General features: G+C 72.0%; 11 protein-coding genes. 7 read left to right on the plus strand and 4 right to left on the minus strand.

Translation table 11 applies throughout. The annotated features are described in order from the left end of the window. Positions 1-9 precede the first annotated feature (9 nt). Complete coding sequence (locus ACIRJP_RS12705) at positions 10-918, minus strand: 5'-3' exonuclease H3TH domain-containing protein (protein WP_404172292.1); 909 nt, start codon at positions 916-918, stop codon at positions 10-12. A gap of 381 nt (positions 919-1,299) precedes the next feature. Here ACIRJP_RS12705 and ACIRJP_RS12710 point away from each other — a divergent pair, with 381 nt between their 5' ends. The 4 genes from ACIRJP_RS12710 (at position 1,300) to ACIRJP_RS12725 (ending at position 5,831) form a co-directional block, all read left to right on the plus strand. Beyond that, positions 1,300-2,373: a glycine betaine/L-proline ABC transporter ATP-binding protein gene (locus ACIRJP_RS12710; protein WP_404171946.1), complete on the plus strand. Its 1,074-nt coding sequence runs from the start codon at positions 1,300-1,302 to the stop codon at positions 2,371-2,373. Next, on the plus strand, positions 2,366-4,243 hold the full coding sequence (locus ACIRJP_RS12715) for an ABC transporter permease/substrate binding protein (RefSeq protein ID WP_404171949.1): 1,878 nt from the start codon (positions 2,366-2,368) through the stop codon (positions 4,241-4,243). Before ACIRJP_RS12710 ends, ACIRJP_RS12715 begins: the two co-directional genes overlap by 8 nt. Before the next feature lie 323 nt (positions 4,244-4,566). Further along, entirely contained in the window at positions 4,567-5,112 is a 546-nt protein-coding gene (locus ACIRJP_RS12720) for a helix-turn-helix domain-containing protein (RefSeq protein WP_404171952.1), read from the plus strand. An 11-nt stretch (positions 5,113-5,123) separates the two neighbouring features. Further along, entirely contained in the window at positions 5,124-5,831 is a 708-nt protein-coding gene (locus tag ACIRJP_RS12725) for a helical backbone metal receptor (protein ID WP_404171955.1), read from the plus strand. On the opposite strand, the gene ACIRJP_RS12730 is transcribed toward ACIRJP_RS12725, so the two are convergent. Beyond that, positions 5,770-6,966, minus strand: a complete 1,197-nt coding sequence (locus ACIRJP_RS12730; protein ID WP_404171957.1) for a TDT family transporter — start codon at positions 6,964-6,966, stop codon at positions 5,770-5,772. The two genes, ACIRJP_RS12725 and ACIRJP_RS12730, sit on opposite strands and share 62 nt — an antisense overlap. A 70-nt stretch (positions 6,967-7,036) precedes the next feature. Here ACIRJP_RS12730 and ACIRJP_RS12735 point away from each other — a divergent pair, with 70 nt between their 5' ends. Together ACIRJP_RS12735 and ACIRJP_RS12740 are read left to right on the plus strand one after the other, a co-directional pair. Further along, positions 7,037-7,960: a LysR family transcriptional regulator gene (locus ACIRJP_RS12735; RefSeq protein WP_404171960.1), complete on the plus strand. Its 924-nt coding sequence runs from the start codon at positions 7,037-7,039 to the stop codon at positions 7,958-7,960. Between the two features lie 125 nt (positions 7,961-8,085). After that, positions 8,086-9,042, plus strand: a complete 957-nt coding sequence (locus ACIRJP_RS12740; RefSeq protein ID WP_404171963.1) for an aminoglycoside phosphotransferase family protein — start codon at positions 8,086-8,088, stop codon at positions 9,040-9,042. An 87-nt stretch (positions 9,043-9,129) separates the two neighbouring features. Here ACIRJP_RS12740 and ACIRJP_RS12745 read toward each other — a convergent pair whose 3' ends face one another. After that, complete coding sequence (locus ACIRJP_RS12745; RefSeq protein WP_404172295.1) at positions 9,130-9,825, minus strand: FadR/GntR family transcriptional regulator; 696 nt, start codon at positions 9,823-9,825, stop codon at positions 9,130-9,132. 175 nt (positions 9,826-10,000) lie between these two features. On the opposite strand from ACIRJP_RS12745, the gene ACIRJP_RS12750 reads away from it, so the two are divergent. Beyond that, positions 10,001-10,933, plus strand: a complete 933-nt coding sequence (locus tag ACIRJP_RS12750) for a DUF2510 domain-containing protein (protein WP_404171966.1) — start codon at positions 10,001-10,003, stop codon at positions 10,931-10,933. A gap of 24 nt (positions 10,934-10,957) precedes the next feature. Here the strand turns inward: ACIRJP_RS12750 and ACIRJP_RS12755 are convergent, their stop codons facing one another. Beyond that, positions 10,958-12,160 (minus strand): amino acid deaminase/aldolase, encoded by a 1,203-nt coding sequence (locus ACIRJP_RS12755; RefSeq protein ID WP_404171969.1) that lies wholly within the window; start codon positions 12,158-12,160, stop codon positions 10,958-10,960. Positions 12,161-12,469: the final 309 nt, after the last annotated feature.

Here is a 12,469-nt window from a genome sequence, read left to right on the forward strand (position 1 = left end):
GCTAGCACCTCAGCTCTGGAGAGTGGAGAGCAGGCGCTGTACCGCTCCGCCCAGTCCCCACCGCTTGGCGAGGGCTTCCAGGGCGTCGGGATCGCGCGGCCCGGCGGGCAGCGTGGGATCGAATTCCGGCAGCGGTACGTCACCGGCGACGCGGACCACCTTCGGCGCGACGGCCAGGTAGTCCCGCGCCTCGTCGAGCCGCTTGCGCTGCGACGGCGTCAGCTTGGCCTTCGGGTCGTCGACGGCGGCCATGATCCCGGCCAGGTCACCGAAGGCGTCCAGCAGCTTCGCCGCGGTCTTCTCGCCGATGCCCGGGACTCCCGGCAGCCCGTCGCTGGGGTCGCCGCGCAGCAGGGCGAGATCCACGTAGCCGGAGCCGTCCACGCCGTACTTCTCCCGCAGCCACGCCTCGTCGGTCGGCTGGAGCGAGCCGACCCCCTTCAGCGGGTAGAGCACCCGGATCCCACGCGCGTCGTCGACCAGCTGGTAGAGGTCCCGGTCGCCGGTGACGATGTCCACGGGGCCGGTGGCGAGGCCGGTGAGCGTGCCGATCACGTCGTCCGCCTCGTAGCCCGCGACGCCGACGCGGGCGATGCCGAGCGCGTCGAGTACGTCCTCGATGACCGGCACCTGCGGGGCCAGCGTGTCGGGGGTCTCCTCCTCGTCGGGCAGCCCCTCTGCGGTCTCCACCGCGACCCGGTGAGCCTTGTACGTCGGGATCAGCTCGACCCGCCAGTGGGGCCGCCAGTCCGCGTCCATGCAGGCGACCAGGTCGTCCGGCCGGTGGTCCTGCACCAGGCGCCCGATGAAGTCGAGCAGCCCGCGCACGGCGTTGACCGGTGTCCCGTCCGGGGCGCGCACCGAGTCGGGGACCCCGAAGTAGGCGCGGTAGTAGAGGGAAGCGGTGTCGAGGAGCATCAGGCGTCGCGTCACACCCCGATGATGCCGCACCCCACTGACACCGATCGCCCCGGACGCCGGGCGCGGAAGGCTTCGGGTGACGTCGGGGTCACTCCGGATGACTTCGGGGTGAAGGAGCGGGCAACGGTGATCACCGCTCAAATATGACCTGGGTCACTCTTGTGTTTGCTATGTGTAAGCGGGGGCAGGCGCGCAGCCGGAGCGGATCACGTACCGGTTTCAACCAGTGCACGTGCCATGCGGGCCGAATCCGCGCCGCTCCACGGTCTGCCGGAGGGGGTTGGCAGACCGTTTTTCGGTTCAACCCGCGAGGTGTATGTGTCAAGGCTGCAAGCTGAACGCTTGTACAAGGTGTTCGGCAGACGACCCGGTCAAGCCGTGCAGAAGCTCGAAGGCGGCGCAGACCGCGACGAGCTGCGCGCCGACGGAACGACCGCAGCGGTGATCGACGCCTCGTTCACCGTGGAGCCGGGACAGATCTTCGTCGTGATGGGTCTGTCCGGGTCCGGGAAGTCCACGTTGCTGCGCATGCTCAACGGACTCCTGGAGCCCACTGCCGGGCGCGTGCTGTTCGACGGCCAGGACCTGACCGCCCTGAGCCCCGCCGAGCTGCGCCACGTCCGGTCCACCAAGATCAGCATGGTGTTCCAGCACTTCGCGCTCTTCCCCCACCGCAGTGTGCTGGAGAACGCCGCGTACGGCCTGGAAGTGCAGGGTGTGCCCCGCGCCGAGCGCGAGAAGCGCGCCGCCGAGGCCCTGGAGCTGACCGGCCTGGCCGGCTGGGAGAAGTCCTGGCCCGACGAGCTGTCCGGCGGCATGCAGCAGCGTGTCGGGCTGGCCCGCGCCCTGGCCACCGACGCCGACCTGCTGCTGATGGACGAGTCCTTCAGCGCACTCGACCCGCTGATCCGACGCGACATGCAGGACCAGCTGCTCGAACTCCAGAAGCGGCTGAAGAAGACCATCGTCTTCATCACCCACGACCTCAACGAGGCCATGCGCCTCGGCGACCGCATCGCTGTGATGCGCGACGGGAAGATCGTCCAGCTCGGCACCGCCGAGGACATCCTCGTCACCCCGGCCAACGACTACGTCGCCTCCTTCACCCAGGACGTCGACCGGACCCGGGTGCTGACCGCGGGCGCCATCATGGCCGAACCGCACACCGTCATGGGCACCAGCACGGACGACGGCAAGGAGCTGCGCACCGCCGCCGACGTGCTCGCGGCCGCCCCTGCCACCGTCACCGAGGCCACGCCGATCATCGAGCTCTTCACACCCTGCTCGCAGAGCGGGGCCGCCGTCGCCGTGACCGACGCCGAGGGCAAGCTCATCGGTGTCGTCCCGCGCGCCCGGCTGCTCGCCGTCCTCGGTGAGCCGATGACCCCCGCCGAGGCCCCGAAGGACGTCCGGACCAGCGCGACCCTCACGAAGAAGGTGGCCAGTGTTTAGGCTTCCTCTCGGTGACTGGGTCGACTCCGCCGTCGACTGGCTCCAGGCCCATCTCGCCTGGCTGTTCGACGCGATCAGCTCCATAGTCAGCAACATGTTCGACGGCATAGCCGCCGTTCTCTCCGCCCCCGCCCCACTGCTCTTCGCGGGCATCGTCGCGGTCATCGCCTGGTGGCTGCGCGGTCTGCTCGCCGGTGTGCTCGCCTTCGTGGGCTTCGCCGTCATCGACTCCGTCGAGCTGTGGGACGAGGCGATGGACACCCTCACCCTGGTGCTCGTCGCCACCATCATCGCGCTGGTGCTGGCCGTACCGCTGGGCATCTGGGCGTCCCGCTCCAAGACCGTCAGCGCGGTGACCCGGCCGGTCCTGGACTTCATGCAGACCATGCCCGCCATGGTCTATCTGATCCCCGGCGTCATCTTCTTCGGCGTCGGCGTGGTGCCCGGCATCATCGCCACCATCATCTTCTCGCTGCCCCCGGGCGTCCGGATGACCGAGCTCGGCATCCGCCAGGTCGACGGCGAGCTCGTCGAGGCGGCCGAGGCCTTCGGTACCACCCGGCGCAACACCCTGCTGCGGGTCCAGCTGCCGCTCGCCCTGCCCACGATCATGGCGGGCATCAACCAGGTCATCATGCTGGGCCTGTCCATGGTGGTCATCGCCGGCATGGTCGGCGGCGGCGGCCTCGGCGGCGCCGTCTACCGCGCCATCGGCAACGTGGACGTCGGCCTCGGCTTCGAGGCGGGCATCTCCATCGTCATCGTGGCGATGTACCTGGACCGGATGACCGGCGCCCTCGGCCGCGAGGTCTCCCCGCTCGCCCGCCGCGCGCTCGCCAAGGCGCAGGCGATGGCCGGCGGCTTCAAGATCTGGAACCACCGCCCGCAGCCCGTCGTCGCGGTCTCCGGCGTCGTCGTCCTCGCGCTCGTCGCGGGCGCCCTGGGCGTCTTCGGCTCGTCCGGCTCGGACAACGCCGAGAACACCGCCGAGGGTTCGGACATCGGCGCGGGCAAGAAGATCAGCATGGGGTACATCCCGTGGGACGAGGGCATCGCCTCCACCTTCCTCTGGAAGGAGATGCTGGAACGGCGCGGTTTCGAGGTCGACGTCAAGCAGTACGAGGCCGGGGCGCTCTACACCGGTATGGCCAACGGCCAGATCGACTTCGAGACCGACTCCTGGCTCCCGGTCACCCACGCCAGCTACTGGAAGAAGTACCAGGACCGCCTGGAGGACATGGGCTCCTGGTACGGCCCCACCTCGCTGGAGCTGGCCGTCCCCTCGTACATGAAGGACGTCAAGTCCCTCGCCGACCTCAAGGGCAAGGGTTCGCAGTTCAAGAACCGGATCGTCGGCATCGAGCCGAGCGCCGGTGAGATGGGCCTGCTCAAGGACAAGATCCTGCCGGGCTACGGCCTGGACAAGGAGTACAAGGTCGTCGACGGGTCCACGCCGTCGATGCTGGCCGAGCTGAAGCGCGCGTACGCCAAGAAGGAACCGATCGTCGTTCCGCTCTGGTCGCCGCACTGGGCCTACAACCAGTTCGAGCTCACCAAGCTCAAGGACCCCGAGAACCTCTGGGGCAAGGGCGACGGCATCCACACCCTGGCCCGCAAGGGCTTCTCCGCCGACAACCCCGAGGTCGGCAACTGGCTCAAGAACTTCAAGATGACCGAGGACCAGCTCACCAGCCTTGAGGCGCAGATCCAGAAGTCCGGCGCCGGCAAGGAGCAGGAAGCGGTCCGCACCTGGCTGAAGGCCAACCCGGGCGTCGCCGACAAGTGGACCCCGGTCGCCAAGGCCGCGCCCGCCAAGGCCGCGACCGGCAAGGACGAGCGCGACCGCGCCGTCGAGATGGCCTGGTTCTGACGAAGTGGTTCAAGGACTTCAAGCTGAGCGAGGACCAGCTCGCCGGTCTGGAGAACCAGATCCAGAAGCACGGTGCGGGGCACGAGGAAGAGGCCGTGAAGGCCTGGATGGAGAAGAACCCGGGCATCGCGGACAAGATGGCTCCGCAGTAGGGCCTCCCGAGGACTTCCCGTAGGTTCCGAAGGACCGGAAAGGGTGGGCACCGCCGTCGGCGGGCCCGCCCTTTCGGCGTTTTCGGACGTTCGTCATCCGGCCGACCTTGCGCAACCGTGTGCGTAATGTGCTGGCAGCCGGAAGGATGGCGAGTCGGGAGGGAGCCGGACATGGACGAGAAGGAAGCACTCCGCGTGGGCGCCGCGGTCCGCCGAAGGCGCAGGACCCTGGGGCTCACGCTGGCCGCGGTCGCCGGCCGCAGTGGTCTGTCCGTGCCGTTCCTCAGCCAGATCGAGAACGAGCGGGCCCGGCCCAGCGCCCGGTCCCTGGACCGGGTCGCCGAAGCCCTGGAGACCACCACGGCACGGCTGCGCGCCGCCGCGGACTCGGCACGCGCCGTCGATGTCGTACGGGCGGCCGAGCACGACGGCGTACGCAGGGTGGTGCGCGGACGCCACCAGCTCAGCGCCCTGGAGTTCACCGGGGAGATCGACCTCGCGCGCGAGTTCCAGCACCGCAACGACGAGCTGATGTACGTGGTGCGGGGCGCCGCCGAGGTGGAGGCCGAGGGGCAGGCGTACCGGCTGGAGCAGGGCGACACCCTCTTTCTGTCCGGCGGGGTGCGGCACCGCTGGCGGGCCACCGTGCCCGGCACCAGACTGCTGGTCGTCGCGGTCGCCGAGCACATCGACGCCACCTACGACCCGCGCCGCTGAGAGGGCCCGTCGTGCGCGTCGTCTCCCTGGTCCCCTCGCTCACCGAGGCCGTCGCCGTCACGGCGCCCGGCCTGCTGGTCGGCGCCACCGACTGGTGCACCCACCCGGCCGGGCTGGCCGCGGCCCGGATCGGCGGCACCAAGAATCCCGATGTTCCGGCCGTCCTCGCGCTCCGGCCCGATCTGGTCGTCGCCAACGAGGAGGAGAACCGCGAGCCCGACCTCGCGGCGCTCCGGGCCGCCGGGACCGAGGTGCTCGTCACGGAGATCCGCACCCTCGACCAGGCCTTCGAGGAACTGGACCGGGTCCTGGTCACCGCCTGCGGGCTGGCCAGGCCGCGCTGGCTGGACGAGGCCGAGGCGGCCTGGGCCGAGCTGCCGCCGCCCCGTGCGCCCCGCCGCGCGATCATCCCGGTCTGGCGCAGGCCCTGGATGGTGCTGGGCCGTGACACCTTCGCCGGGGACCTGCTGGCCCGGCTGGGCGTCGAGAACGTGTACGCCGGCCACGCCGAGCGCTACCCCCGCATCCCGCTCGACGTGCTCGGCGCGGCGGGCGCCGATCTGGTCGTCCTGCCCGACGAGCCGTACCGCTTCACCGCCGACGACGGGCCCGAGGCCTTCCCCGCACTGCCCGCCGCACTCGTCGACGGGCGGTACCTCACGTGGTACGGGCCGTCACTGGTGCGGGCGCCTGCGGTGCTGCGAGCAGCGCTCCGCTGAACAGCCCGCGCAGCGTCCGGACCCCGGCCACCGCCCAGGCCGCCACCAGCAGGACGTACAGCGCGACGGCCAGCCAGGTGTACGCGGTGAGCCCGGTGTGCCGGGCCAGACCGGCGGCGCCGGTGACACACGTACCGATGGGGAAGGTGAAGCCCCACCACGTCATGCCGAAGGTCATGCCGTTGCGTGCCGCCTGCACCACCATCGCGACGGCCAGCGCCAGCCACATCAGCGCGAACCCCATCACCGGCACCCCGTACAGCACGGCGAACACCCCTAGCCCGGAGGCGTACGGTTCCCCGATCGCACCTCGCGCCACATCGGCGAGCTGATTGACCGCGGTCGTCGACTGGCCCAGCGGTCCGAGGACCAGGAACAGGGTGGGGGTCAGCGCGAGCGGCAGCGGCCCCTGGTGGACGAGCCGGGCGAAGATCAGCGGCAGCATCACCAGCGTGGCCAGCAGGCTCAGACCGAACATCGCGTAGCAGGCCAGCAGCATCGCCTCCTGCCACTGCCCGGCCGGCAGCTCGGGCACCAGCAGCGGACCCAGAGCCGCGGAGACCATCGGCGCCACCACAGGAAGCAGCCACACCGGTGACGCGTTGCCGGGCTCGATCCGGTGGCGTACGACCATCAGATACGGGATCGCGACCGCCGCGGCCAGCCCGATCAGCGTGCCCGCCGAGTACAGCACCACGTCCAGGGCGAGCGCCGCCCGGTGCCCGATCAGATCCTGCCCGACCACCATCGTCGAACCGCCGACCGCGAGCAGGGCCATCGACAGACAGCCGTAGAACGGGGCGACGGCCGGGTCGAGCAGATGGCTGCGGGCCTGGTCGCGGTGGGCGATCCAGTGCCCGCTCCGGGCCGCGAGCACCGCGGCGAGCGCGACCACCGCGAGCACCCACACCACCGTGCAGGCGGCCCGCAGCCCCGGCACGTCCACCGGCAGCGCGACGCCCGCGCTCGCGACGATCGAGGTGCCCATCACGGCCGCGTACCAGTTGGGGCCGAGGTATCGCAGGGCGGGCAGCCGCTCGGCGGCCGGAAGCGGGGTCGAGGACCGCTGCGCCTGCCGGGGCTGCCGTGCCTGCTGCGTCTGTCGCGTCTGCTGGGTCTGCGGAAAGGTGGCCATGCCACGATTTTCGCGGCGGGGGCCGGGCCCCACCAGGGAGTCCGTCTCTATGAGGTCATAAGGTGGCTTTATGGCCGGTGAAGCGCATGTCCCCCTCTCCCACCGCATCCCCGACCTCGGAGCGCTGGAACTCCTGCTCGCCGTGGCCCGGCACGGCAGCCTGGGGCGCGCGGCCCGTGACGTCGGTGTCACCCAGCCCGCCGCCAGCAGCCGGATCCGGTCCATGGAACGCCAGCTCGGCCTGGCGCTGCTGGACCGTTCACCGCGCGGCTCCCGGCTCACCGACGCGGGCGCGCTGGTCACCGACTGGGCGCGCCGGATCATCGAGGCGGCGGAGGCGTTCGACGCCGGGGCGCAGGCGCTGCGCGACCGGCGGGACTCCAGGCTGCGGGTCGCCGCCTCCATGACCATCGCCGAATACCTGCTGCCCGGCTGGCTGATAGCGCTGCGCGCCGAACGGCCGGACACGGCGGTCTCGCTGCTGGCCGGAAACTCGGCGGCGGTGGCGGGCCGGCTCCTGGTCGGCGAGGCCGACCTCGGATTCGTGGAAGGCCTCTCTGTGCCGGAAGGGCTCGACGGCACGGTCATCGCCCACGACCGCCTCGTCGTCGTGGTCGCCCCGTCCCATGCCTGGGCCCGCCGCCCGGCGCCCCTCACGCCGCAGGAACTGGCCGCGACCCCGCTGATCCTGCGCGAACACGGCTCCGGCACCCGCCAGGTCCTGGACGCGGCCCTCGCCGTGCACGGCGGCCTCGCCCAGCCGCTGCTCGAACTCTCCTCCACGACCGCGGTGAAGGGGGCGGCGGAGAGCGGCGCCGGGCCGTGCGTCCTGAGCGAACTGGCGCTCGGCGAGGAACTGTCCTCGCGCCGGCTGGTCAAGGTCCCGGTCGCCGGAGTACGCCTGCGGCGCCAGCTGCGCGCGGTCTGGCCCTCGGGCCACCGCCCGACGGGCCCGGCCCGCGACCTGCTGTCACTGACGGGACGGGACACCTGACTCCTGGGCCCGTAAGACCCCTGGGTCCTCACGTCCTGACCCCCCATGCCCCGGCCCCTCGCGCCGCGGCGAAAACGCTGGTGGAAGTGCTGGCGGGCGCCCGCTCCGTGACGAAGAATGCGCGGATGAACGTGATCGCTCCACCCGCCACCGGAGTCCGGCACCACTGGGCCGACCTCCCCGCACCCGTCCGCGACGCCGTCGAGGACATCCTCGGCGGCCGGGTCGTCGAGGCGCGCAGCCAGAGCGGCGGGTTCTCGCCGGGGGTCGCCGCCCGCGTCCGGCTCGCGGACGGCCGGCGCGCCTTCGTCAAGGCGGTGAGCGCCGAGACGAACCCCGGCAGCCCCGACCTGCACCGCGCCGAGGCCCGCCACACCGCGGCGCTCCCGCCCGGCATCCCCGCGCCCCGGCTGCTGGGTTCGTACGACGACGGCACCCGGGTCGCCCTCGTCCTCCAGGACATCGACGGCCGCCAGCCCCGCGTCCCCTGGAACGCCACCGAACTGGACCGGGTCCTGAGGGCGGTCGGCGAACTGGGCGCGGCCCTCACCCCGGCGCCGATCGACGCACCTGCCGCAGCCGACCGCAAGGCCGGGATGTTCAGCGGCTGGCGGACCCTGCTGGCCGACGGGGACACCGGCCGCCTCGCCCCGTGGACGGCGCGCAACCTCGCCCTGCTCGCGGAACTGGAGTCGGGCTGGCCGGAACCGGCCACGGGGGACAGCCTCGCCCACAGCGACCTGCGGGCCGACAACATCCTGCTCACCGACGACCGGGTGGTCTTCGTCGACTGGCCCCACGCGCTGCGCGCCGCTCCCTGGTTCGACCTGCTGACGATGCTGCCGTGCGTGGCGGCGCAGGGCGGCCCCGACCCGGAGGCCGTCTTCACCGCCCACCCGCTGGGCCGGGACGCCGACCCGGCGGGAGTGACGGCGGTACTCGCCGCGCTGACCGGCTACTTCGTGGCGGGATCACTCAAGCCGGCCCCGCCCGGTCTCCCGACGCTACGGGCCTTCCAGGGGGCCCAGGGCGCGGCGGCGCTGCGATGGCTGCGCGGCAGGCTCGGGGACGTCGCTCCCTGAGACGGCCCCCACGGCCGCAATGGTGGACGCGGAGACCTTTAAGCCTGTCGGGGCCGCGGCGGGCGAAGGGCGCCAAGCCCTTCCGACTCAGGTCAAGAACCCGCGCAACAGTGCGGCCGTACCCGCGCAGTGCTCGCGCATGACCGCGCGTGCGGCCTCCCCGTCCCCGTCGAGGACCGCCTCGACGAGGCTGGTGTGCTGGTGCTGCGAATGCTCCAGGTTGCGCACCAGCAGCGGTATGCAGTCCAGCAGGTCGTTCAGGGTGGCCCGGACGGCCGCGTACTGCGTCGTCAGCGACGCGGACCCGGAGAGTTCGGCCAGGGTCAGATGGAGCAGGGTGTCGCGCCTGCGGTAGTCGTGCAGCGGGGCCTCGTGAGTCGCAGTCAGCGCGGCACGCAGCCGGTCCGCGCCCTCGTCGTCGAGCCCCTGCGTGGCGCACAGCTCGGCCGCCCCGGCCTCCAGCACCTCGCGGAAGCGCAGCACGTCCTCGATGTCGACGGAAGCGATCCTCCGGCGCAGCTCGTCCTCGCCGGGGCTGGTGGTGGGCCGCAGCACGAACGTACCGCCGTACCGGCCGCGCCTGCTCTCCACCAGGCCCTGGTCCTGGAGGACCTTCAGCACCTCGCGCAGGGTCACCCGGCTGATCCCCAGCAGCTCGGCGAGATCGCGCTCGGCCGGCAGCCGGCCACCGCCCGGCACCAGCCCGAGCCTGATCACCTGGAGGATCTGCTCCAGTGCCTCCTCGAAGCCGTTCCCCGCCCGGACGGGCCGCAGTACGGGCATCAGGCGGTCGATGTACTCGCTTTCCCCGGCCACGCCCCGTTCCCCTTCCAGGCCGATGGCCGGCCAGTAATGGTTGAACTGCACACCTTAAGCTTCACGGCTTAAGTCTTCGGCTCAATTGGACAGTCCGACAATCGACGGGTCGGTGCCGGTGGCCGAACCCTAAGGTGTGGGGATGAGCAACGCGACACCGCCCGGCTGGTATCCGGACGCCGCGACACCGGGCACCGACCGCTGGTGGGCCGGTACGGCGTGGACCGCGCACACCCGCCCGGCCGCCGCGCCGCAGCCGTTCGGCCCGCCCGAGCCGGTCACCACGCCACGCGGTAACGGCTCCGCCGCATCCGGCCGGAGCAGCACTCACATCGTCGCGCTCGCCGGGGCCGGACTGATCGTCGTGGGCGCCGCGGTCACCGGCGCCGTCCTGCTCGGCAGGGACGACGACGGTACGCGGCCCGGGGCCGGGCCGGGCGTCTCCGCACCCTCGCCCACCGCCGCCACGGCCACCCCGTCGCCCAGCGGTTCACCGGCCGAGGACGACCCGAAGGTCCTCGTCGACCAGCTCAACGGCATCACCCTGCCGATCCCCGACGGCTGGGAGAAGCCCGCCAGGACCGCCGACCAGGTCCTCACCATGCGTACCGTCGACTCCTACGACTGCCCCGGCAGCTCCTCCGACTTCTGCTACCACGCCACGGTCACCAGCCGCGTCGCGAGCGCCACCGGCATCACCTCCGCCGAGAAGCTCGCCGAACAGGACATCGCCACCGCCGCCGACGGCGCCTACGAGAAGAACATCGTCGGCAACCGGATCCACGGCGGCATCACCTCCCACAAGGTTCTCGACTCCGGGTCCGTGAGCGTCGCCGGACGGGCCGGCTACCAGGTGCGCTGGCGGGTCGACACGGCCAAGGGGCCAGGCGGTTACGTGCAGTCGCTCGTCTTCCCGTCACCGACCGGCAGCGAGTCGCTGGTCATCGTGCGGTACGCCTTCGACGCGGGCCTTGACGGACCGCCGCTCCGGCTCATGGACACCATCACCAAGGGGATCCGGCCGATCGGCGACAGCGCGACGAGCGGCGGCGCGGGCAGCTCGATCGAGCACTGAACGGCCGCCCGGCGGCCGTCCGGCTCAGAGGAACGTACGGCCCTCGCCCCGGTACGTCGGCACCGTCGCGGTCACCCGGTCGCCCTCTATCAGCTGCAACTCGTCGAAGCGCTCGCACAGTTCACCGGCCTTCGCGTGCCGGAACCACACCTTGTCGCCGATCAGCAGATCGTCGGCCGGGGCCCCGAGCAACGGGGTCTGCACCTCGCCGGGCCCCTCCTGCGGGTCGTAGCGCAGCCCCTCCGGCAGATACGGGACGGGCAGCCGGTCCGGGCCCGCCGGGCCGGACGCCGGATAGCCGCCGCCGAGGACCGTCACCACCCCCACACCGGGCCGGCGCACCACGGGCTGGGCGAACAGAGCCGCCGGACGGGCCGTGAACGACGTGTAGTTGTCGAACAGCCTCGGCACGTAGAGCCCGGAACCGGCCGCGATCTCGGTCACCGCACGCTCGGCCGCGGTGTGCTGCACACTGCCCGTGCCGCCGCCGTTCACGAACTCCAGGTCCGGTGCCACCGCTCGCACCGCTCGCACCACCTCGGCCCGCCGGACGGCCAGCTCCCTGCGGCCCGCGGCCTGCATCAGCCGGACCGCCCGGGAGCGCAGCGGCTTGCCCGCGACGGAGTCCCCGACCCCGGCGATATGGCCCTCGTACGCCATCAGGCCCACCAGCCGGAATCCCGGCCGCCGCGCCACCGAGCGTGCCAGCTCCGCCAGTTGGGCGGGGGAGCGCAGCGGCGAACGCCGGGCGCCGACCCTGACCCGGCCGCCGAGCAGCTGGAGCGAGGTGTCCAGCTCCAGGCAGACCCGGATCTCCTCGCTCCCGCCCGCCCGCGCCGCGTCGATCAGCTCCAGCTGCGCGTGGTCGTCGACCATCAGCGTCACCGCGGCGGCCAGCTTCGGATCGGCGGCCAGCTCGGCGATGGCAGCCCGGTCGGCCGAAGGATAGGCCAGCAGCACGTCCTCGAACCCGGCCCGCGCCAGCCACAGCGACTCCGCCAGTGTGAACGACATGATCCCGGCGAAACCGGGCCGCGCGAGCACCCGCTCCAGCAGGGTCCGGCAGCGAACCGACTTGCTCGCCACGCGGATCGGCTTCCCGGCCGCCCGGCGGACGAGATCCTCGGCATTGGCGTCGAACGCGTCGAGATCGACTATGGCGATCGGGGCGTCCAGATGGGCGGTGGCCCGGTTGTAACGGGTCCGGTCAGCGGCACGGGCAGTCATGGCCGCAGCTTGCCAGACGTCCGTACCGCTGGGTAGGGGGATGAACTGCGCAGATCGTCCCGGGCGGGGAACCGCCCGCTCCCGCCGGGGCCGTCCCACCCCGTAGAGTGACGGCACGCGGCAATCAACGGGCCTGCCTGTGAAGTCGAACCGCGCGCGGTACGGAACGGAACCAGGGGGGGCGGATGAGTACCGAGGCGCAGCGCGCTCCTGTCCCGCCCCGCCCCACGACTCCGCCACCGACGCCCCCGGCGCAGGGACCCGCGACGACCTCCACGGGCGCGCCGGTCCCGACGAGCCGGAGCACAA

Source organism: Streptomyces sp. NPDC102437 (assembly GCF_044765565.1).
In the GTDB taxonomy this organism is placed as follows: Bacteria; Actinomycetota; Actinomycetes; order Streptomycetales; family Streptomycetaceae; genus Streptomyces.

Coding starts and splice junctions, on each gene's coding strand:
- ACIRJP_RS12730 (WP_404171957.1), bottom strand. CDS start 6,966: ATGGCCACCTTTCCGCAGACCCAGCAGACGCGACAGACGCAGCAGGCA.
- ACIRJP_RS12720 (WP_404171952.1), top strand. CDS start 4,567: ATGGACGAGAAGGAAGCACTCCGCGTGGGCGCCGCGGTCCGCCGAAGG.
- ACIRJP_RS12745 (WP_404172295.1), bottom strand. CDS start 9,825: ATGCCCGTACTGCGGCCCGTCCGGGCGGGGAACGGCTTCGAGGAGGCA.
- ACIRJP_RS12740 (WP_404171963.1), top strand. CDS start 8,086: ATGAACGTGATCGCTCCACCCGCCACCGGAGTCCGGCACCACTGGGCC.
- ACIRJP_RS12705 (WP_404172292.1), bottom strand. CDS start 918: ATGCTCCTCGACACCGCTTCCCTCTACTACCGCGCCTACTTCGGGGTC.
- ACIRJP_RS12755 (WP_404171969.1), bottom strand. CDS start 12,160: ATGACTGCCCGTGCCGCTGACCGGACCCGTTACAACCGGGCCACCGCC.
- ACIRJP_RS12750 (WP_404171966.1), top strand. CDS start 10,001: ATGAGCAACGCGACACCGCCCGGCTGGTATCCGGACGCCGCGACACCG.
- ACIRJP_RS12735 (WP_404171960.1), top strand. CDS start 7,037: ATGGCCGGTGAAGCGCATGTCCCCCTCTCCCACCGCATCCCCGACCTC.